The following is a 20,157-nucleotide window of genomic DNA, read 5'->3' as shown; positions in this document are numbered from 1 at the left end:
AACCGCGCAACCACGCAACCGCGCAACCGCGCTATACCCGCAACCGGAACGGCGTGAAATTGGTGTCGCGGTCGTACCAGTCCTCGTCCTCGGCACGCTTGAGGAAGCCGACGACGCGATAGGTGACCGGCGTCATCACGACCTCCCAGCCGGTCTTCAGCACGTACTGCGCGACCGCGACCTGCACCACCTTCTCCAGCGGCCAGATGCCGTAGAACGCGATCACGTAGAACAGCGACGAGTCGACCAGCTCGCCGGCCAGCGTCGAGCCGATCGTGCGGGTCCACAGCCAGCGGCCGCGCGTCCACAGCTTCATCTTCGCGAGCACGTAGCTGTTGGTGAAGCTGCCGCAGCAGAAGGCGATCAGCGAACCGAGCGCGATGCGCCAGGTATTGCCGAACACGTCCTCGAGGCTTTTCTGATAGTCGGCCATGAACGGCGCCACCGGCATCGACAGCACCACCAGGCTCATGAAGGTGGCGAAGGCCAGCGCCGCGAAGCCCGCCCACACCACGCGGCGGTCGCGGCCGTAGCCGTAGACCTCGGTCAGCACGTCGCCGAAGATGTACGAGACCGGGAAGAACAGCACGCCGGCGCCGAAGGTCACCGGTCCGATCCAGGGCAGCGTGACCTGCGCCGCCTTGGCCGCGCCGATCAGGTTCGAGCAAAGCAGCACGGTGACGAAGGCCACCATCACCAGATCGTAGTAGCGGTAGACGCGGCCGGTATGCGGCGCGGCGCGGGTTGTGGTCATGGTGTTCCCTGGTTTTTTGCTGGCGATTATGCCAGCAGCGGTCCGGGCGGGCGCGGCATGCAGGCATGGAGGAGCAGGTGTATCGTTGCGCCATCCCTCGGCCGCCACGTCAAGCCACACCACACCACACGGAGCCAACCGCCATGACCTGGTCCTCCAATCAATACCTGCAATTCGAAGACGAGAGAACGCGTCCGGCGCGCGAGCTGCTTGCCGCGGTGCCGACGCAGACCGTCCGCCGCGCCATCGACCTGGGCTGCGGTCCCGGCAATTCGACCGAGGCGCTGGCCGCGCGTTATCCCGACGCGCAGATCGTCGGCCTCGACAGCTCGCAGGACATGATCGACGCCGCCCGCAAGCGGCTGCCGCAGTTCCGCTTCGAGCTGGGCGATATCAGCGCCTGGGACGATCCGGGGCCGTACGATCTGGTGCTCGCCAACGCCGCGCTGCAATGGGTGCCCGACCACGAGGCGCTGTTCCCGTCGCTGGCGCAACGCCTGGCGCCGAACGGCAGCCTGGCCGTGCAGATGCCCGACAACCTCGACCAGCCGACCCACCGGCTGATGCGAGAAGTCGCGGCGGACGGACCCTGGGCGCAGGCGCTGTCGCAGGCGGCCGCCGCGCGCACCACGTTGCCGCCGGCGCGCTGGTACTACGATCTGCTGCGGCCTCACTGCGCGCGCGTCGACATCTGGCGCACGACCTATCACCACACGCTGGCAGGCGCGCCGGCGGTGGTCGAATGGCTGAAGGGAACGGGGCTGCGGCCTTTCCTCGAGCCGCTCGATGCCGAGCAGCGCGAGGCCTTCCTCGCGCGCTACACGGACGCAATCGCGCAGGCCTATCCGGCGCAGGCCGATGGGGTGGTGCTGCTGCCGTTTCCGCGGCTGTTCATCGTGGCGACGCGATGATGCCGCGGCGTCAGTCCTTCGCCGAGGAATCGGCGGAATCGTTGGTCGAGCGCTTGTTGGTCGAGTCGGCCGATGCGGCGCCGGCCAGCGCAGCCGCGCAGTAGGCGGCAATCGCATCGAGCACGCTGTCGGCCTCGCCGACCGCCGCCGCGCAGCGGATCGTGACGCCCGGCAGCCGCGCGCGGCAATCGTCCAGCAGCGCCGGCAGGTCGCGGCGCAGATGGCCGCCCTGGCCGAAAAACACCGGCACCACGAGGATGTCGCCGATGTTCTGCGCGGCCAGCTGCGCCAGCGTGCCGGGCAGGTCGGGCGTCATCAGTTCGAGAAAGGCCAGCCGCACCGCGCAATCGGGCAGCATCGCGCTCAGCCGCGCGTGCAGCCGGTCGAACGGCTCGCGCCAGCGCGCATCGCGCGCGCCGTGGGCGAACAGCACCAGCGCCTGACGGGCCGGCTTGTCGCTGGGCTGGTCGGCGCGCGAGGCCATCGCTCAGTGCCGGTCGACCCAGCGCAGCGCCGTCAGCGCGACCAGCAGGTACAGCGTGCCCGGCAGCAGCGCCGACACGATCGGCGGCCAGGTATGCAGCAGGCCCACGTGCGAGAACAGCGTGTTGGACAGGTGGAACGACAGCCCCAGCATGATGCCGCCGAACACCTTGATGCCGACCGCGCCGGCGCGCGCGTGCAGATAGGCGAATGGCAGCGCCAGCGCCATCATCACGAACAGCGTCAGCGGATAGACCACCTTCTTCCAGAACGCGATCTCGTAGCGCTGGGTGTCCTGCTTGTTGTCGCGCAGGTGGCGGATATAGCGGAACAGGTCCAGCGTCGACATGCGCTCCGGCGTGACCAGCAGCACCGACAGGATCTGCGGGGTCAGTTCCGAATGCATCGTCATGTCGGGAAAGCTCTTGCGCTCGGCGCGGAACGCCGGGGCCAGGCCGTCGCGCTGCGCGCCGGCCGGCGGCGGCGCTTCGGCAAAGCGCGTCTCGGTAACCTTCGACAGCTGCCACGACTGGTCGCCGTGGTAGCGCCCTTCCTCGGCGACGCGGATCACGCTGAGGCGGTAGTCGGCGTCGAATTCGTAGATCGTCACGCCGTTGATGGTCTGGTCGGGCTTCAGGCCCGCCACGTTGACGAAGCGGGTCAGCTCGCCCCCGGTGGCCGGATCCTTGCCGCGGTCCTTGACCCAGACGCCCGAGCGGAAGCCCGACGAAACCGTCGCGCCCAGCGAATCGAGCTTGACCTTCTGCGCGTACTGCTCGGTCTTCGGGCCGATGAACTCGCCGAACAGGAACGTCGCGATCGCCAGTGGAATCGCCAGCTTGAACAGCGAGAACAGCGCCTGCCGCGTGTTGAGGCCCGCCACGCGGAAGATCGTGTATTCGGACTGGCTGGCCAGCTGCGAGAACACATAGATCGCGCTGATCAGCGCCGCGATCGGCAGCACCTCGTAGATCCGCGTCGGCGCCTGCAGCACGACGTGGAAGAAGGCGACCAGCGAGGTGTAGCCCGCGGTCACGTTCTCCAGCTCGTTGAGCATGTCGAAGAACACGAACAGCGCCAGCACCGCGAACAGGATGAACGCGAAGACGCCGTAGATCAGCCGGCCGAAGTAGCGCTCGTAGACGTGCAGCACCCTCATGCCAGGTCTCCCTGCGGGGTGCGGCGGCGCAGCCCGAACACCGCACGCCAGCCGCCGAGGCTGTAGCGCTGGCGATAGCGGAACAGCATCACCGCGCCGAGGAAGGCCAGCAGGTGGAACGGCCACCAGGCGAGCCCGAACGGCAGCGAGCCGGAACGGACCCAGGCCTGCGACAGGTTGATCAGGTTGCTGTAGGTCAGGTAGATCAGCACGGCGAACACCAGCGGCGTATAGCGGCCCAGACGCGGGTTCACATAGGCCAGCGGGATCGCGATCAGCACGAAGTTGAAGGCGAGGATCGGCAGCGACAGCCGCCAGATCAGCTCGCCCAGGTTCTCGTTGGTCGGGTTGCGCAGCAGTTCGATCGTGTCGCGGCTCTTGACCGGCAGGTTGGCGTTGCTCTCGGGCGGCTTGCTGTCGACCTTGACCGCATAGCGGTCGAACTCGACGATGCGGTAGTCCAGCTTGCCCGGGGTGCCGGCATAGCGGCGGCCGTCCTCCATCACCACCAGCCGGTCGCCGTTCGGCATGGTCTCGAACTGGCCCTGATGGGCCAGCGCGACGCCGACCTTGCCGGCCTCGGCGTTGGCGACGAAGACGTTGCGCGCATGGCGCATATCGCCGTCGATGCTCTCGATGAACAGCACGTAGTTGCCGTTGGCCGGTTCGATGAAGCGGCCCGCCGCGATCATCGACAGCACGCCGCGCTGCTGGAAGCGGTCCCGGAACAGCGCGCTCTGCTGGTTGGCCCAGGGCCAGGCGAAGGCGCCGAGGAACAGCGCCAGCAGCACGAAGGGCGCGGCGAACTGCAGCACGGGTTTGATGAAGTCGCGCAGCGACAGGCCGGCCGAGAACCAGACCACCATCTCGGAGTCCTTGTACCAGCGCGTCAGCACGATCAGCGTGGAGATGAACAACGTCGCGCACAGCAGGATCGCCAGGTAGCCGAGCGCGGCCAGGCCGATCAGCATCAGCACGTCGTTGGGGCTGGCGCGGCCGGTGGCGGCCATGCCGAGAATACGGATCACGAGCGAGGTCAGCATGAAGGTCAGCATGACCAGGAACACCGCGCCGGCGGTGTAGGCGAGCTCGCGTCGCAAGGCTTGTTGAAAAATCATGCGATGTCGGTTCCGGGCTGCCGGCCAGCGCGGCGGCGGCGCACGCCGGCGGCTGACGAAGGGTACGGCGTCAGCGCTGCAGGCCAGCGGCGGCCAGTCGCTGCGGAAGTGACTGCCAAAAGTTCGCGAAGCAAAATCGCGGATAATGGAGGCTTTCGTTCTAAACGAGCCCCTGGAAGGAAGCGCGATGGAATTTAGCACAAAAGCCCTTGATTTGAGCAAAGCGGGCCAGAATGGTTTCCTGGCGACCAAGACCGATTGCCTGGTGGTCGGCGTGTTCGAGGGCCAGAGCCTGGACGGCGTCGCCAAGGCGCTGGACGCCGCGACCAAGGGCCTGGTGGCTAGATTGATCAAGCTCGGCGACTTCGAGGGCAAGCGCAATTCGCAACTGGTGCTGCACGAGGTCGCCGGCATCGGCGCCGCCCGCGTGCTGCTGGTCGGCCTGGGCAAGGAGGCGGAGTTCGGCGACAAGGCCTTCGCCGATGCGGTACGGACCGCATTGCGTGCGTTGAGCGGCACGCGTGCCGCCAACGTGCTGTGGTGCCTCGCCCAGCCGGCTCCGCGCGCGGCAGGGCCCGGCGCCGAGGGCGCGACCCGCGATATCGGCTGGCGCGTGATCACCACCGTCACGCTGATCCGCGAGGCCGGCTACCGGCTGCTGGAGCGCCATCCCGAGCTCAAGCGCAACGGCGCCAAGAACAACGACAAGGCCCTCGGCCTGCGCAAGGTCGTGCTGGCCGTCGATGCGGCCGAAGCCAAGGCCGCCAACCAGGCCGTGGTGCGCGGCGTGGCGATCGCCAACGGCATGGAGCTGACCAAGGACCTGGGCAACCTGCCTTCCAATATCTGCACGCCGACCTATCTGGCCGACACCGCGCGTTCGATCGCACGCCGCTTCAAGCTGAAGGTCGAGGTGCTGGGCCGCAAGCAGATCGAGGCGTTGAAGATGGGCGCCTTCCTCGCGGTCACCAAGGGCACTGCCGAGCCGCCGCAATTCATCGTGCTGCGCTACGACGGCGGCGGTGCGCGCCAGGCGCCGGTGGTGCTGGTGGGCAAGGGCATCACCTTCGATACCGGCGGCATCTCGCTGAAGCCGGGCGAGGGCATGGACGAGATGAAGTACGACATGTGCGGCGCCGCCTCGGTGCTCGGCACGCTGCAGGCCGTCGCCGAGATGGGCCTGAAGCTCAATGTCATCGCCGTGGTGCCGACCTGCGAGAACATGCCGAGCGGCACCGCCACCAAGCCGGGCGATGTGGTGACCAGCATGTCGGGCCAGACCATCGAGATCCTGAACACCGACGCCGAGGGCCGGCTGATCCTGTGCGACGCGCTGACCTATGTGGAGCGCTTCAAGCCGGCCGCGGTGATCGATGTCGCCACGCTGACCGGCGCCTGCATCATCGCGCTCGGTCACGTCAACAGCGGCCTGTACGCGCGCAGCGACGCGCTGGCCGACCAGCTGGTGCAGGCCGGCCGCAAGGCCATGGACGGCGCCTGGCGGATGCCGCTGGACGACGACTACCAGGAGCAGCTCAAGTCCAACTTCGCCGACATGGCGAACATCGGCGGGCGTCCGGCCGGCAGCGTGACGGCGGCCTGCTTCCTGGCGCGCTTTGCCGACAAGTACGACTGGGCCCACCTGGACATCGCGGGCACCGCATGGAAGAGCGGCGCGGCGAAGGGCGCCACCGGCCGCCCGGTGCCGCTGCTGACGCAATTCCTGATGGACCGCGCCGGCTGATTCCCGACCCATGACGCGCATCGACTTCCACAGCAACGTGCCGGACAAGCTCGGCTATGTCTGCCGGCTGATCCGCAAGGCCTACGGGGCCGGGCAGAAGATCGTCGTGCATGCCGAGCCGGCGGTGCTGGCGCGGCTCGATGCGCAGCTGTGGACCTTCTCGGCGCTGGACTTCCTGCCGCACTGCGGGCTCGACAGCCCGCACGCGGCGGAAACGCCGATCGTGCTGGCGGCCGCGCTCGACGCGGTGCCGCACCACGAACTGCTGATCAACCTGGATACGAAGATCCCGCTGCAGTTCGCCAGCTTCGAACGGATGATCGAAGTGGTCGGCGGCGACGCCGACGATCGCGCGGCAGGCCGCGAGCGCTATCGCCAATATCGCGAGCGGGGCTATCCGCTGGCGCACCACGACATCGGCCAACGCCAGCAGGGCGGCGACGCCGGCGCGTAGCGTCGCCGCGGGCGCCGCGTCCGCGGCCAACTCGCGTCGCTCCAACGACCTCCTCCGATCGCCCTGATCAATCGCTTCCTATAGTCGACACCGCCAGTTAACTTCGCGGCATTTCAGGCAAGCACCGTAGCCAATAGGCTGGCAACTTACGACATCGGCTCTCGCCGTGTCCCGTTGTTCCTCCTTCAGCCTCTCAGGTCCTCTTGCCAAATGCTCGACTACTCCGCTCGCCAGCCGCGGCCGCGTGCGCCGCGCCACTCAGGCCGAAATTCCGCCGACCGTCTCGTCGACCGCCATGCCGGGCATGCCGGCCGCTATCCACTGTACGGTCCCCTGCGCCATCCCACCGGCCATTCCCGCATTCCGTCCACGTATGACGGCCTCGATCGCAATCTGCCGTGGCGCTTGCCCGGGCCCACTTGCCTCGACGTATGCGAGCCAGGCGACGAGCCGAATGGCGACACGCTGCGTCCGCCGGCCCATCATCACGACGCCTCTTACAAGCTGCTGTTCGCTTTCCGCGAGGTCGTCCGCGACCTGATCCGCGACTTCATCTCGGATCCGTGGCTGCAGACAGCCGACTTCGACTCCATGGAAATGGTGCCGACCCACCACGTGTCGGACGGCCTGCGGGTGGGCATCAACGATGTGGTCTGGCGGCTGCGCGTGCCCGGACAGCAGCAGCCGGTCCATTTGCTGATCGAATTCCAGAGCAGTCACGATCCGCACATGGCCGCACGCATGCTGGCCTACGTCGGCATGTTCTATCGCGATGTCAGCCGGCGATGCCGCGGCAAGCAATGGCACCAATATCCGCTGGTGTTTCCGATCGTGTTCTACAACGGTACCGCGCGATGGCGGACGCCGACGGACATCGCGGAGATGATTCCGCCGGTACCAGGGCGCGTCGGCGCGCACCAGCCGAGGCTGCAGTACTGCCTGATCGACCGTACGACCTATACCGATTCGGAACTGGCGACGCAGCGCAATCTCGTCGCCGTGCTGATGCGGCTCGAACAGGCAAGGACGGTCGAAGCCGTGTTCGCGCCGTTGCGGTTGGCCAGGGAACTGGCGCAAGGCAATGCCGCGCTCGACACGGCGCTGAGCGCATGGGTCGCGGCGCGAGCCGCCAACTTCAGCGCCGCCGCGCTGGATCTCAACGAAGTTCGCAACCTGATGGAGCTGGATATGGAATTGTCGGCAGGCTATGGAAAGTGGGCGCGCCGCTTGGAGCGCGATATCAAGCGGAAGGTCACAGCTGAGGTCAATGCGGAACTCCGGGCCGAAATAGCAGCGGAGGTCAAGGCGGAAATTGAAGCGGAGGTAGCGGCTCGGGCCGAGGCCACGCTATTGATCACGCTGCTCGACCAACGCTTCGGCCCCTTGCCAGAGGACATCGTCGCCAAGGTTCTTGCGTCGTCGGTGGAACAGATTCAGGATTGGGCACGCCGCGTGCTATATGCGAAGAGCCTTGGTGAGGTGTTTCTCTGCTAGCGTGCGGCTGCCCGCGCGAGATGCATCGGGGGCGTGCCTTCCGGACGAGGCGGCCCCGGGCTGTAACGCCTCACTGGCGTATCAGCGTAGATTTGCCGAACAGGCTCTCGAGGAAATCGACCATCAGCCGGGCGGTCTGGTTGCGGACGTCGCAGGCCGGATTGAGCTCGAGCACGTCCAGCGATCCGAGCCGGCCGGTGTCCGCGATCATCTCCATGCAGAGCTGCGTTTCGCGATAGGTCGGACCACCCATCACCGTCGTGCCGACGCCCGGCGCGATGCTGCAGTCGAGGAAGTCCACGTCGAAGCTGACGTGCAGGTGGGTGTTGTTGTCGATGCCGGCGAGCGCGTTCTGCATCGTATGCCGCATGCCGTTTTCGTCGATATAGCGCATGTCGAAGACGGCCAGGTTCAGCTCCCGCAGCCGCCGTTTCTCCTCGGCGTCGACGCTGCGGATGCCAACTTGCCGGATATGCTCGGGCTTGACGGCCGGCACCGTGCCGCTGAGCGAAATCAATGGCGCGGGACCATCGCCGCACAGGCATGCGACGGGCATACCGTGGATGTTGCCGCTGGGACTGGTCGAACCGGTATTGGCGTCGGCGTGCGCGTCCAGCCAAAGCACCAGCAGCTTCTTGCCGGTGTCGCGGCAATGGCGTGCGGCCGCGCTGATCGAGCCGATCGCCAGGCAATGGTCGCCGACGAGCAGCAGCGGGAAGCGCCCGTCCTGCAGGCAGCCGTAGCAGGCATCGAACACGCCGCGATTCCACGCGACCACTTCGTCGAGATGCCGCATGCCATCGATCGGTTGATGCCAGGGATTGGCCGGGCCGGACAGGTTGCCGCCATCGACGACGTCGAGCCCATTGCGCAGCAGCGCGCCGGCGATATCGGCGACGCGCATCGCCTCCGGTCCCATCGACGCGCCCCGCGTGCTGGCGCCGACATCGGTAGGCGCGCCAATCAACATCACTGTCGTCATGATCCCTCCTTGCGGTTTCGAAGGCCGCCGGGGGCCGCGCATTGCTCGCGGCCGCCGATCGCCGGGCCATGATACCGCCCGCCGGCGGAATCAGCCCGGCATCGCCTGCGGGTCGTATTGGGCCGCGAACTCGGGGGAGGGCGGAATCGGCTTGATGATGTCGATCAGCACGCCGTTGGGGTCGGCGGTGATGAAATGCCGTTGGCCGAAGGGCTCATCCCGAAGCGCCAGCCGGATCGGCAGGCCGGCCTGCTGGAGCTGGACGTACAACGTGTCGATGTCCTCGACCTCGAAGTTCAGGATTGTCCCGGCCACCGGCGCGCGGCTGCCCGCCGGGATGGTCTCGTGCCGGTAGTCAAGCACCGCCAGGTTGACGCCGGCATCGTCGGCCGACTGCAGATGCCAGTACCAGTCGCTGGAGAACAACGCCTTGAAACCGAAATGCGTCTGGTAGAAGGCGGCGGTGGCGGCCACATCGGCGGTCTGGATGACGGGGTAGAAGCTGGTGATCTTCATGACGGACTCCATTTCGGTGTGGCCGCGTCGGCAAATTGTCGGGTTGCGGCCGGATTGGATTAACATGCAGCCTGTATCTTTTCTGTCGTTATAACATACAGGCTGCATGTATGCAAAGAACAATGCCACGGACCAATCGTGAACGCACCGAGGCGACGCGCGGCGCCTTGCTGGCCGCCGCGCGCGCGCTGTTCATCGACAAGGGATATGCCGATACCTCGACCCCGGAGATCGTCGCCGCGGCCGGCATCACCCGCGGCGCGCTGTATCACCACTTCGACGACAAGCGCGCGCTGTTTCGCGCGGTGCTGGAAGAGGAGGCGAGGGCGGTGGCTGACGAGATCGAGCGCGCCGCGCCGGCCACGCGCTCGCCCCGCAAGGCGCTGATCGCCGGCAGCGAGGCCTATCTCGATGCGATGTCCGTGGCCGGACGCACGCGGCTGTTGCTGCTCGATGGTCCGGCGGTGCTGGGGGCCGGCGAGAGCCTGGCCCTCGATCAGGCCCACGCCGGCCGCACGTTGCGCGAGGGTCTGGCGGCGGCGCTGGGCCCGCGCATCGCGCCGCCGCTGACGGTGGACGCGCTGGCCACGCTGCTGTCGGCGGCCTTCGACCGTGCCGCGCTGGCGATCGACGCCGGGGACGACCCGGCCGCCATCCGCGCGGCGATGGTCAGGCTGATCGAGCGGACGGTATCCGGCGGCTGAAGCCTGCCGCTGCGCCGATCCTCGATGAACCAAAAAAAAAGCCGCCCCGGAGGGCGGCCTTGCGGCGCGTCAGCTCCGGCTCAGTCGTCCAGCAGCGACAGGTCGCGCACCGCGCCCTTGTCGGCCGACATCACCAGCTTGGCGTAAGCCTTCAGGGCCGCGGAGACCTTGCGGGGACGCGGCTTGGCCGGCTTCCAGCCCTTGGCGTCCTGCTCCTCGCGGCGGCGTGCCAGTTCCTCGTCCGACAGCAGCACGTCGATCCTGCGATTCGGGATGTCGATGCGGATCCGATCGCCGTCGCGCACCAGTCCGATCGCGCCGCCGGCCGCCGCCTCCGGCGAGCAGTGGCCGATCGACAGGCCCGAGGTGCCGCCCGAGAAGCGGCCGTCGGTCAGCAGCGCGCAAGCCTTGCCCAAGCCTTTGGACTTGATATAGCTGGTCGGATACAGCATCTCCTGCATGCCGGGGCCGCCTTTCGGGCCTTCATAGCGGACGATGACCACGTCGCCGGCCTTGACCTTGTCGTTCAGGATGTTCTCGACCGCCTCGTCCTGCGATTCGGTGACGTGGGCCGTGCCTTCGAATACCAGGATGCTCTCGTCGACGCCGGCGGTCTTGACCACGCAGCCGTCGACCGCGATGTTGCCGGTCAGCACCGCCAGCCCGCCTTCCTTCGAGAACGCATGCTCGTACGAGCGGATGCAACCCTCGGCCCGGTCCAGATCCAGGCTCGGCCAGCGCGTGTTCTGGCTGAATGCCACCTGGGTCGGAATGCCGGCCGGTCCTGCCAGATAGAAGTTGCGGACCGCCTCGTCGCGGGTGCGGACGATATCCCATTGCTCGAGCGCGTCCTTCAGCGTCGGCGCATGCACGGTCGGCACGTCGGTATGCAGCTTGCCGGCGCGCTCGAGTTCGCCCAGGATGGCCATGATGCCGCCGGCGCGGTGCACATCCTCGATGTGGTACTTGTTGGTGTTGGGCGCGACCTTGCACAGCTGCGGCACGACCCGCGACAGACGGTCGATGTCGGCCATCGTGAAGTCGATCTCCGCTTCGCGCGCGATCGCCAGCAGATGCAGGATGGTGTTGGTCGAGCCGCCCATCGCGATGTCCAGCGTCATCGCGTTTTCGAAGGCCTTGAAGCCGACCGAGCGCGGCAGCACGCGCGCGTCGTCCTGCTCGTAGTACTGGCGGGCCAGTTCCACGATGCGGCGGCCGGCACGCTTGAACAGCTGCTCGCGGTCGGCATGGGTCGCCACCACCGTGCCATTGCCCGGCAGCGACAGGCCCAGCGCCTCGGTCAGGCAGTTCATCGAGTTGGCGGTGAACATGCCCGAGCAGGAGCCGCAGGTCGGGCAGGCCGAACGTTCGACCTCGGCCACGTCGGCGTCGGAGTAGGACGGGTCGGCCGCGATCACCATCGCATCGACCAGGTCCAGTTTCTTGAATTCGATGGCCTTGGTGACCGGGTTGGCCAGGCGCGTCTTGCCGGCCTCCATCGGACCGCCCGAGACGAAGATCACCGGGATGTTCAGCCGCATCGCGGCCATCAGCATGCCGGGGGTGATCTTGTCGCAGTTCGAGACACAGACCATCGCGTCCGCGCAGTGCGCGTTGACCATGTATTCGACCGAGTCGGCGATGATGTCGCGGCTGGGCAGCGAGTACAGCATGCCGTCGTGGCCCATCGCGATGCCGTCATCGACCGCGATGGTGTTGAATTCCTTGGCGACGCCGCCCGCGGCCTCGATCTCGCGCGCGACCAGCTGGCCCAGGTCCTTCAGGTGCACGTGACCGGGCACGAACTGGGTGAACGAATTGACCACCGCGATGATCGGCTTGGAGAAGTCCTCGTCTTTCATGCCGGTCGCGCGCCACAGCGAGCGCGCGCCTGCCATGTTGCGGCCGGCGGTGGAGGTCTTGGAACGGTATGTGGGCATCGTGATGGCTGCGGTAATGAAATGGCGTGAAAACGCCGCGGCGCGAGCCGCAAAAAAGAAGCCCGCGGGCGCGCAGGCTTCGGATCGGATGGAATCGGACCGGTCGGGCCGATCAGGCGGGCCAGGCGGTGCTTGCCACCACCCGCCGCCCGGGTTCAGTCGGTGACGGCCCCCTTGCTGGCCGTCGATGCCAGCCTGGAAAACTTGGCCAGCACGCCGCGCGTATAGCGCGGCGCCGGCTGCTTCCAGGCGGCGCGGCGGCGCGCCAGTTCGTCGTCGCTGACGTTCAGCTGCAGCAGCAGCCGGTGCGCATCGATCGTGATCGAGTCGCCTTCCTGGACCAGCGCGATGGTGCCGCCGACAAACGCTTCCGGTGCGACGTGGCCGACCACCATGCCCCAGGTACCGCCCGAGAAGCGGCCGTCGGTGATGAAGCCGACCGATTCGCCGAGCCCCTTGCCGATGATGGCGGAGGTCGGCGCCAGCATCTCCGGCATGCCGGGGCCGCCCTTCGGGCCCAGGTAGCGCAGCACCAGCACGTCTCCCGCCTGGATCCTGTCGGCCAGGATGGCATCCATCGCGCTCTGCTCGTCGTCGAACACGCGCGCCGGGCCGGTAATCACCGGGTTCTTCAGGCCGGTGATCTTGGCCACCGCGCCTTCCTCGGCGAGATTGCCCTTCAGGATGGCCAGATGGCCTTCCTTGTACAGCGCCTTGTCGATCGGCAGGATCACGTCCTGGTCGGCACGCGGCTGGTCGGGCACGTGCTCGAGTTCCTCGGCCAGCGTGCGGCCGGTGATCGTCAGGCAGTCGCCGTGCAGCAGGCCGGCGTTCAGCAGGATCTTCATCACCTGCGGAATGCCGCCGGCGCGATGCAGGTCGGTGGCGACATACTGGCCCGACGGCTTCAGATTGCAGATCACCGGCACCTTGCGGCGGATCCGCTCGAAATCGTCGATCGTCCATTCGACCTCGGCCGCATGCGCGATCGCCAGGTAGTGCAGCACCGCGTTGGTCGAGCCGCCGGTCGCCATGATCAGGCTGACCGCGTTCTCGATCGACTGGCGCGTGATGATGTCGCGCGGCTTGATGTCCTGCTTGATCGCCTCGACCAGCACGCGCGCCGATTCCGCGGCGCTGTCGACCTTCTCCTGGTCTGGGTTGGCCATCGTCGACGAATACAGCAGCGACATGCCCAGCGCCTCGAAGGACGAGCTCATCGTGTTGGCCGTATACATGCCGCCGCACGAGCCGGTCGACGGGCAGGCGTTCTTCTCGACGCCCTCGAAGTCCTCCTGGCTCATCCGGCCCGCGGTGAACTCGCCGACGGCCTCGAACGAGGACACGATGGTCAGGTCCTTGCCCTTCCAGTTGCCCGGCTTGATGGTGCCGCCGTAGACGTAGATGCCCGGCACATTGGTGCGCGCCAGCGCGATCATGCCGCCCGGCATGTTCTTGTCGCAGCCGCCGATGACGACCACGCCGTCCATCCACTGGCCCTGCGCCGCGGTCTCGATGCAGTCGGCGATGACCTCGCGCGAGATCAGCGAGTACTTCATGCCCTCGGTGCCCATCGACATGCCGTCGGAGATCGTCGGCGTGCCGAAGATCTGCGGGTTGGCCCCCGAGGCCTTGATCGCGTCAACCGCGGCGTCGGCCAGGCGCTGCAGGCCGGCGTTGCACGGCGTGATCGTCGAGTGGCCATTGGCGATGCCGACCATCGGCTTGTCGAAGTCTTCCTTCTGATAGCCCAGCGCGTAATACATCGAGCGGTTGGGCGAGCGCGCCACGCCTTGCGTGATGTTCTGCGAGCGTCGGTTGTAGGCCATGGGGATCTCCGGGGGATGGAATGCGTCGCGCCCGCGGGCGCTGCCTTTGTTGTGGCCGACAGCATGCCGCTTGCCTTTTTGTGTGTCAAATATATTATTCGTGCCTTATTGAGTCGTTTTACCTATCAAGCGCGGGTCGTCCCCGCGCCGGGAGTCCGCGTGGATCTGCGCCAGCTGCGCTATTTCGTTACCGTTGCCGAGGAATTGCACTTCGGCCGCGCCGCCGCGCGCCTGGCCATGACGCAGCCGCCGCTGTCGCAGCAGATCCAGGCGCTCGAGGAAGAGATCGGCGTGCAGCTGTTCGTACGGACGCGCCGCTCGGTCGCGCTGACGCCGGCCGCGCAGCAGTGGCTGCCCGAAGTGCGGCGGGTGCTGGCCGACGCGGCGGGCCTGCCGGCGCTGGCGCAGCGGCTGGCCCGCGGCGAGGTCGGCACGCTGTCGCTGGCCTTCGTCAGCACCGCGGACTACGGCATCCTGCCCGACCTGCTGCGGCGCTTTCGCGCGCGGCATCCCGAAGTCCAGCTGCAGCTGCGCGAGGCCACCAGCGATATCCAGCTCGATGCGCTGGCCGAAGGGCAGATCGATGCGGGGCTGGTGATCCGCCCGCAGATGCCGGCCTTGCCCCAGGGCCTGTCGTATCTGCCGCTGGTGCGCGAGCCGCTGGTGCTGGCCGTGCCGCAGGACTGGCGGCCGCCGGGCAGGCGCGGCCGCCCCGCGCCGGCGGACGGTGCCCCCTCGGACGCCGTTGCGCTGGCCGATTTCGCGCACGAGCCGTTGATCCTGTTCCCCCGCCGAAGCGCGCCGGCATTTCATGACATCATTACCGGTTACTATGCGCGCGACGGCTTCGCGCCGGTGATCGCGCAGGAAGCGATCCAGATGCAGACGATCGTCAGCCTGGTGTCCGCCGGCATCGGCGTCGCGCTGGTGCCCGCCTCGCTATGCAACCTGCGGCGTACCGGCGTGTCCTATCTCGCATTGCGCGGCGCGGTGCCGCAGATCGAGACGGGCCTCGCCTGGCGCGACAACGGCGCGGCAGGACCGAGTCCGGTGCTGCGCTCGTTCATCGAGATCGCGTCGGCGCTGGCGCCGGCCGCGCGGCCGGGCAGCGGCACGGCGAAGCGCCGCTTAGCGGGGCCGGACTCGAGTTCAAAGCCGAAGCCCGAGCCCAGGCCGAAGCCCAGGCCCTGATCCCGATTCCATCCATCCGACAACTCCGACAACGCCAAGCGATAGACCCGCATGCTGATTCATCCGAACTTCGATCCCATCGCCATCCATCTGGGCCCGCTGGCGATCCGCTGGTACGGGCTGATGTATCTGGCCGGCTTCATCATGTTCATGTGGTTCGGCCGGATCCGGCTGCGCCAGCCGCATGTGGCGGCGCAGGGCTGGAGCGCGCGCGATATCGACGACCTGCTGTTCTATGGCGTGCTCGGCGTGATTCTCGGCGGCCGCCTCGGCTACGTGCTGTTCTACAAGCCGTCGTTCTACCTGTCGCATCCGCTCGATATCTTCAAGGTGTGGGAGGGCGGCATGGCGTTCCACGGCGGCTTCCTCGGCGTCGTGATCGCGATGTGGGTGTTCTCGAAGGTGCGCGGCCGGCATTGGATGGAAGTGACCGACTTCATCGCGCCGATGATTCCGTGCGGGCTGGCCGCGGGCCGGCTCGGCAACTTCATCAATGGCGAGCTGTGGGGCCGTCCGACCGATCTGCCGTGGGGCATGATTTTTCCGCAGGCGGGCGACAACATCGCGCGCCATCCGTCGCAGCTGTACCAGTTCGCCGGCGAAGGCGTCGCGCTGTTCGTGATCCTGTGGCTGTTTGCCCGCCACCCGCGGCCGATGGGCGCGGTGTCCGGCGCCTTCCTGCTCGGCTACGGCGTGTTCCGCTTCCTGGCCGAATTCGCGCGGGAACCGGACAACTTCCTCGGCCTGCTCGCGCTGAACTTCTCGATGGGGCAGTGGCTCAGCCTGCCGATGATCGTCGCTGGCGCGGCGATGATGTGGTGGGCGTATCGGCGTCAGCCACAGCTGTCGGCCTGATATCGGCGGAAATCGGCCCGACAGCGGTTCAGGGCGGCTCGGCGTCAGCCCAGTTTCCGGTCCCAGCGCACCCACCCTTTGGAGGGCGCCTTGGCGCGGCCGCCCCGACCGCTGCCGTTGCCCGGCAGCAGCGACGGGGCGAACCGCTCCAGATGCGATCGCATCCTCTGTTCGACGAGCCATTGCTGGCGCCCCTGCGCGTTCAGCCGCCGAATCAGCCGCCACGCGGGCTTGAGCAGATAGACGCAGGCCTGCGGCGGCAGCAGCGGCAGCACCTTCTCGACACAGCCCACGGTCAGCAGATCGTCGTTCCGGACGGCCGCCTCCAGGCCCGTTTCGTTGTCGGCCGAACGGGCGCACATCAGCGAAGCGAGAAGCATCGGCGGCAGCGACGACAAGGCGGCGGCATACGCCGGCGGCGTATCGAAACGCCCATGCTTGAACGCGTGATACAGGGCCGAGGTGCCGTCGGGCATGGCCGCCACCAGCATGGCGTAGTGGTGGTCGGGCGGCAGCAGCGCCTGCAGCAGTTCGAGGAATGGCCGGAACATCTCGGTGCGCCCCGCCTTCACGGCGTAACCGAACGCCGTCGTGCCGCAATCCGCCCGCGATTGCAGCAGGTGGATCCGCTGCTCCAGCGGAAGGTCGGCGATCAGCTCCCCGAACAGCCTGGCCGACGATGGCAAGCCGAGCGACAGGATGTCGTAGAACAGCTGGGTGGAGCGGTTGGTACCGAGCCGCTGGATGCGTTCCTGCTCAGGTAGCGCGCGCAGGGCGGGCGCCAGCTGACGGACCGCGTCATCGCAGCCATAACGCAGCAGGTACCACAACGCATCGGCCGTCAGAGGCGGCAACGCGCCGGACAACTGGCGCGGCTGCGCGGGCAGGGTCACGTCGATGTCGCGCAGCTGCCGCAGCGTCGCCATATCCAGCTCGATCATCAGCATGGCGTCCACCGTGTTCACGGGCTGGGATTTCGGCAGGAAGGCCGGGTAGTCGGGCGCGAACTCGGTGAAGCCTCGCGCCTCCAGCGCGCGTACCGCTTCCAGGTCGTCGAAGCGCGCTTCGAGATGCGTGGCCGTGTCGTTGGGATCGTAGAAGGCGACGACATGGAGCGTGCGATGCGGCTGGCGCACGATGCGCAGCCCGACGGCCATCGCGTGGTCCGGTGTCAGCACCAGCAGGGTCGTGGCCGTTTCGCCGCGGCGCTCCAGGTCGGCCAGCCGCGCGACGAACTCATTGCCCCAGTCCCCGTTCATCACCACACGCAGCTTGCCGAGCTGCACCGCGTTCGGCACCACCCTGTAGTCGTAGTCCACGGGGACGTTGTCCCGCAGTGCCTGTGCGGTTGCCAGCCGGGAGTAGTCGGGGCCGTCGGGCCGGTCCTCGATGAACAGTCCAAGCCAGAAGACGGCCAGATGGCGGCAGGCAATCGGCCCGGACGGGCGGCCACGCGCGAAGGCGACCCGGCCATTGAGCCGCACCCGCTGGTCGGTGCCTTTTTTCCAGTGGAAGCGGTCGTCGAACCGTTCGTGATACCTCTCGGTCAGCAGCGCGGCCAACGCCTGCCGTTGCGGCTTGGTCGCTGTCGCGCTGCGCACAACGATCTGCTGGTTTTCCCAACGGATCCGGAAGCGATCGCTTCCGCACTGCAGCCAACCCCCTTGAGCCAGCAACAGCCGCCGCACGTCACGAATGCGCAGCGCCTCGGGCACGGCGCAGCGCACCACCACGGGTTGCGATTTCGCGGGGGGAAAGGCAGTCAGCATGACGTTCTCCGGAAGAGGGCGGAGGAGCAGCATGCGTCCACGGCTCGGCATGGCTCAAGAGACATGTGTCACTTATCGCGAGTTGCTTGTTGTTTTATGAAAGCCTTTGCACATAACTTGCGCGATCCTGCGGCGCATCGGCGATTGCGTTGTCGCCTTCGCCTTCGCTCCTCTTCCCTCCGTTCCGCCCGCTTCCCGACCGATCATGCCGCCGCTGTCCGCTCCCGCCATCGCCACCTCCCTGTTTCCATCCCTGACTTCCGGCATCCGGGACCATGTCGGCGATCGAACCCGCCCGCCGTCTCCCGAGGCGCCGATCGACACGCTCGCGCAGGCGGAAGGCGCGATCGGCGACACGGTGACAGCGAACTGCGCACAGCATTTGCATCGACTGGAAAGAACGATCGACGCGCTGGCCATTCCGGCCAGCCAGAAGCAGCCGCTGAGAAGAACACTCGAAGAATGCGGCAAGGACCTGGAGGCGCTGCTGAGCGCGGCGCGCGACATCGTGCAGCTCGAGCATCGAGCCACCATGCCATGGGAGGCGGGCGCGCAGGCGCAGGAGCGGCACACCGCCGTGGTGATGGCACGCAACCTGAAGCTCGCGACGCAATGCCAGGCGCTGATGCAGAAGCTTCAGTCGCTGCAAGACGAGACCGCCCCTCACGTGCAAAAACGCAGCGTCGGCAAGGCCATCGCGCTGGCGGTGGGCGCGCTGCTCGGCATTGCCGGTGCCGTCACGCTGGCGGTGATCCTGTGGCCAGTGGCCGTGACCGGCGTTGCGCTGGGCGGGTCCTTCCTGCTGACCGCGGCCTGTGCGGCGGGAACGGGGGCATCGGCGGCCGTGGGCGTGATCGCCACCATCTTCGGCGCAGGGGAAGTGTTCGCCAGGCCCGAGGCCTATCGCCACTTTCCTGACCGGCAGCCGGCTCTTGCCCGGCTGATAGACGAGCTCGGCAACCGGATGAGCCGTTGGCTCGAGGCCAATCCAGGCTTCTCGGCACCGCTGCCGCTGGACGTGCTGACGGAACTCTGTGGCAGCGACATTGGCGCGTTCCACTTTTGCACGGCAGTGCGGGACAGCAAGCTGTGCGATGCGGCCAAGCGCCTGGTCGACCATGGCAGCGAGCGGGCGCAGGCGCAGGGCGGTCTGGCGCGCACCGTATCGTCGCAGCTCATCTCCCCCGATCGGAGCGCAGACGACGCGCCTGACGACGTGGTGGACAATGACGACAGCGATTGGAACGAAGTCCTGGACCACGATCAGATGATCGAACAGCTTTGGCACCGCCTAGGCTTCGAGCGCAAGAATCCGTCGGGCACGGCGGAGCACCCCGCGCACGCGGCGCCGGTCGACACGTCGGTCGACGCGTCGGTCCACGCGTCGGTCGACAATGGAAGCGATCCGGCCAGCGACCGCACGTTGAGCCGAACCGTATCCACCTCGACCATTGGGTCGTACAACTCGGTCGACATGGAGGAGGGCCCGGACGGGCTGGGCGATCCGTCCGCCTATGGCCTCGGGATCGGCGACAGCGCCTCGCAGACCCTGCACGATACCGTCCAAGTGGTCGACGACGCGGGCGCACCAGGTACCTCGGCAGTGCAGTCAGTGCAAGCGGTGCAGGCGCCGCCGATCGACGTACGGCCACAGTGGGAGGCGAGCCGGGCCTGGGCGGAGAGCCGCATACGGACGGCGGCGAGATATGTGCAGCACCTTTCGACGGCGCTCGCGCAGCCCTATCCGAACCGGATCGAAGGGGCCGGGAACAAGGAGGACGTCATGGTCGAGGCTCTGTGCGCCTTCCAGCTGCTGGAAAAGGTACGCAGCGAGATGCTGGCGCTCGAGGAAATGGGCGGCCTGCATGCCGGCCGCTTTGCCACCGCCCGGGCAATGAACCAGCTGGCCGTCACGATGTCGATGGAACGCGGCTGGTTTCTTGGCAATCACGTGACCGGACTACGCGCGCTGTTCGACGACGGCAACAGCCTGCGCTTCGATGATCTGCCGAGTCCCACGGAGCGGGCCGAGGCCAGCCAGGTCTGGAACGCGGCCATTGCCGAGGCCGGCGCGCTGGTCCGCCAGCTGGACGACGTCTGCGCTTCCGTGTTCCAGCGAACCTTCCGGGGCCTGACGCTCGAGAGAGCGATGCGGTTCTTCGCCCGGCCTATCGCCTCGCGCGCGGCCATCATGGAGCGGGAATTGAGGCAGGATCCGCCGACGGCGCCGTCGCCGTCGCCTTCGCTGTAATCC

Annotated in this window: 17 protein-coding genes; 8 read left to right on the top strand and 9 right to left on the bottom strand. The window is 67.4% G+C overall.

The window, feature by feature from the left end; genetic code table 11:
* Positions 1 to 31: 31 nt before the first annotated feature.
* Positions 32 to 754 (bottom strand): queuosine precursor transporter, encoded by a 723-nt coding sequence (locus LRR16_RS04570; RefSeq protein WP_006576918.1) that lies wholly within the window; start codon positions 752 to 754, stop codon positions 32 to 34.
* 143 nt (positions 755 to 897) lie between these two features.
* Here LRR16_RS04570 and tam point away from each other — a divergent pair, with 143 nt between their 5' ends.
* A complete protein-coding gene (gene tam / locus LRR16_RS04565; protein ID WP_232204923.1) occupies positions 898 to 1,665 on the top strand; it encodes a trans-aconitate 2-methyltransferase in 768 nt (255 codons plus the stop codon).
* Between the two features lie 10 nt (positions 1,666 to 1,675).
* Here the strand turns inward: tam and LRR16_RS04560 are convergent, their stop codons facing one another.
* From LRR16_RS04560 to lptF, 3 genes are read right to left on the bottom strand one after another with little or no spacing between them, the layout of a single operon-like run.
* Positions 1,676 to 2,149 (bottom strand): sirohydrochlorin chelatase, encoded by a 474-nt coding sequence (locus LRR16_RS04560; RefSeq protein ID WP_232204922.1) that lies wholly within the window; start codon positions 2,147 to 2,149, stop codon positions 1,676 to 1,678.
* Between the two features lie 3 nt (positions 2,150 to 2,152).
* Positions 2,153 to 3,307 carry an LPS export ABC transporter permease LptG gene (gene lptG / locus LRR16_RS04555; RefSeq protein WP_006576915.1) on the bottom strand — a complete coding sequence of 385 codons (1,155 nt, stop codon included), beginning with the start codon at positions 3,305 to 3,307 and terminating at the stop codon, positions 2,153 to 2,155.
* Positions 3,304 to 4,425: an LPS export ABC transporter permease LptF gene (gene lptF / locus LRR16_RS04550; RefSeq protein WP_232204921.1), complete on the bottom strand. Its 1,122-nt coding sequence runs from the start codon at positions 4,423 to 4,425 to the stop codon at positions 3,304 to 3,306. The genes lptG and lptF overlap by 4 nt, the downstream gene beginning before the upstream one ends.
* 187 nt (positions 4,426 to 4,612) lie before the next feature.
* On the opposite strand from lptF, the gene LRR16_RS04545 reads away from it, so the two are divergent.
* The 3 genes from LRR16_RS04545 (at position 4,613) to LRR16_RS04535 (ending at position 8,117) form a co-directional block, all read left to right on the top strand.
* Entirely contained in the window at positions 4,613 to 6,169 is a 1,557-nt protein-coding gene (locus LRR16_RS04545) for a leucyl aminopeptidase (protein WP_064572655.1), read from the top strand.
* A gap of 10 nt (positions 6,170 to 6,179) precedes the next feature.
* Positions 6,180 to 6,623, top strand: coding sequence for a DNA polymerase III subunit chi (locus tag LRR16_RS04540; protein ID WP_006576912.1), 444 nt, complete (start codon positions 6,180 to 6,182; stop codon positions 6,621 to 6,623).
* A 210-nt stretch (positions 6,624 to 6,833) separates the two neighbouring features.
* Positions 6,834 to 8,117: an Rpn family recombination-promoting nuclease/putative transposase gene (locus LRR16_RS04535; protein WP_232204920.1), complete on the top strand. Its 1,284-nt coding sequence runs from the start codon at positions 6,834 to 6,836 to the stop codon at positions 8,115 to 8,117.
* 70 nt (positions 8,118 to 8,187) lie between these two features.
* Here LRR16_RS04535 and rocF read toward each other — a convergent pair whose 3' ends face one another.
* Both rocF and LRR16_RS04525 read right to left on the bottom strand, forming a co-directional pair.
* Positions 8,188 to 9,099 (bottom strand): arginase, encoded by a 912-nt coding sequence (gene rocF / locus LRR16_RS04530; protein ID WP_232204919.1) that lies wholly within the window; start codon positions 9,097 to 9,099, stop codon positions 8,188 to 8,190.
* 90 nt (positions 9,100 to 9,189) lie between these two features.
* Positions 9,190 to 9,615, bottom strand: coding sequence for a VOC family protein (locus LRR16_RS04525; protein ID WP_232204918.1), 426 nt, complete (start codon positions 9,613 to 9,615; stop codon positions 9,190 to 9,192).
* 122 nt (positions 9,616 to 9,737) lie between these two features.
* Between LRR16_RS04525 and LRR16_RS04520 the strand changes: the two genes are divergently transcribed.
* Entirely contained in the window at positions 9,738 to 10,319 is a 582-nt protein-coding gene (locus tag LRR16_RS04520) for a TetR/AcrR family transcriptional regulator (protein WP_216599700.1), read from the top strand.
* Positions 10,320 to 10,399: 80 nt separating this feature from the next.
* On the opposite strand, the gene ilvD (LRR16_RS04515) is transcribed toward LRR16_RS04520, so the two are convergent.
* Positions 10,400 to 12,259, bottom strand: a complete 1,860-nt coding sequence (gene ilvD, locus LRR16_RS04515; protein WP_232204917.1) for a dihydroxy-acid dehydratase — start codon at positions 12,257 to 12,259, stop codon at positions 10,400 to 10,402.
* 155 nt (positions 12,260 to 12,414) lie between these two features.
* Positions 12,415 to 14,088 (bottom strand): dihydroxy-acid dehydratase, encoded by a 1,674-nt coding sequence (ilvD, locus tag LRR16_RS04510; protein WP_232204916.1) that lies wholly within the window; start codon positions 14,086 to 14,088, stop codon positions 12,415 to 12,417.
* Positions 14,089 to 14,247: 159 nt separating this feature from the next.
* On the opposite strand from ilvD (LRR16_RS04510), the gene LRR16_RS04505 reads away from it, so the two are divergent.
* Together LRR16_RS04505 and lgt are read left to right on the top strand one after the other, a co-directional pair.
* On the top strand, positions 14,248 to 15,279 hold the full coding sequence (locus LRR16_RS04505) for a LysR family transcriptional regulator (RefSeq protein ID WP_232204915.1): 1,032 nt from the start codon (positions 14,248 to 14,250) through the stop codon (positions 15,277 to 15,279).
* Positions 15,280 to 15,330: 51 nt separating this feature from the next.
* On the top strand, positions 15,331 to 16,134 hold the full coding sequence (gene lgt / locus LRR16_RS04500; RefSeq protein WP_232204914.1) for a prolipoprotein diacylglyceryl transferase: 804 nt from the start codon (positions 15,331 to 15,333) through the stop codon (positions 16,132 to 16,134).
* A gap of 44 nt (positions 16,135 to 16,178) precedes the next feature.
* On the opposite strand, the gene LRR16_RS04495 is transcribed toward lgt, so the two are convergent.
* The gene (locus tag LRR16_RS04495) at positions 16,179 to 17,903 is read right to left on the bottom strand and encodes a ShET2/EspL2 family type III secretion system effector toxin (RefSeq protein ID WP_232204913.1); all 1,725 of its coding nucleotides are present in this window, start codon (positions 17,901 to 17,903) and stop codon (positions 16,179 to 16,181) included.
* 205 nt (positions 17,904 to 18,108) lie between these two features.
* On the opposite strand from LRR16_RS04495, the gene LRR16_RS04490 reads away from it, so the two are divergent.
* A complete protein-coding gene (locus tag LRR16_RS04490) occupies positions 18,109 to 20,154 on the top strand; it encodes a hypothetical protein (protein ID WP_232204912.1) in 2,046 nt (681 codons plus the stop codon).
* The last annotated feature ends 3 nt before the right edge of the window (positions 20,155 to 20,157 follow it).

It is taken from the genome of Cupriavidus sp. UGS-1 (assembly GCF_021213615.1).
Taxonomy (GTDB): Bacteria; Pseudomonadota; Gammaproteobacteria; order Burkholderiales; family Burkholderiaceae; genus Cupriavidus.
Note: the sequence above shows the minus strand (reverse complement) of the source record. Positions and strands in the feature narration are given on the sequence as shown.

Coding starts and splice junctions, on each gene's coding strand:
- LRR16_RS04570 (WP_006576918.1), bottom strand. CDS start 754: ATGACCACAACCCGCGCCGCGCCGCATACCGGCCGCGTCTACCGCTAC.
- lgt (WP_232204914.1), top strand. CDS start 15,331: ATGCTGATTCATCCGAACTTCGATCCCATCGCCATCCATCTGGGCCCG.
- LRR16_RS04535 (WP_232204920.1), top strand. CDS start 6,834: ATGCTCGACTACTCCGCTCGCCAGCCGCGGCCGCGTGCGCCGCGCCAC.
- ilvD (WP_232204916.1), bottom strand. CDS start 14,088: ATGGCCTACAACCGACGCTCGCAGAACATCACGCAAGGCGTGGCGCGC.
- tam (WP_232204923.1), top strand. CDS start 898: ATGACCTGGTCCTCCAATCAATACCTGCAATTCGAAGACGAGAGAACG.
- LRR16_RS04525 (WP_232204918.1), bottom strand. CDS start 9,615: ATGAAGATCACCAGCTTCTACCCCGTCATCCAGACCGCCGATGTGGCC.
- LRR16_RS04495 (WP_232204913.1), bottom strand. CDS start 17,903: ATGCTGACTGCCTTTCCCCCCGCGAAATCGCAACCCGTGGTGGTGCGC.
- LRR16_RS04490 (WP_232204912.1), top strand. CDS start 18,109: ATGCCGCCGCTGTCCGCTCCCGCCATCGCCACCTCCCTGTTTCCATCC.
- lptF (WP_232204921.1), bottom strand. CDS start 4,425: ATGATTTTTCAACAAGCCTTGCGACGCGAGCTCGCCTACACCGCCGGC.
- LRR16_RS04520 (WP_216599700.1), top strand. CDS start 9,738: ATGCCACGGACCAATCGTGAACGCACCGAGGCGACGCGCGGCGCCTTG.
- rocF (WP_232204919.1), bottom strand. CDS start 9,099: ATGACGACAGTGATGTTGATTGGCGCGCCTACCGATGTCGGCGCCAGC.
- ilvD (WP_232204917.1), bottom strand. CDS start 12,259: ATGCCCACATACCGTTCCAAGACCTCCACCGCCGGCCGCAACATGGCA.
- LRR16_RS04545 (WP_064572655.1), top strand. CDS start 4,613: ATGGAATTTAGCACAAAAGCCCTTGATTTGAGCAAAGCGGGCCAGAAT.
- LRR16_RS04540 (WP_006576912.1), top strand. CDS start 6,180: ATGACGCGCATCGACTTCCACAGCAACGTGCCGGACAAGCTCGGCTAT.
- lptG (WP_006576915.1), bottom strand. CDS start 3,307: ATGAGGGTGCTGCACGTCTACGAGCGCTACTTCGGCCGGCTGATCTAC.
- LRR16_RS04560 (WP_232204922.1), bottom strand. CDS start 2,149: ATGGCCTCGCGCGCCGACCAGCCCAGCGACAAGCCGGCCCGTCAGGCG.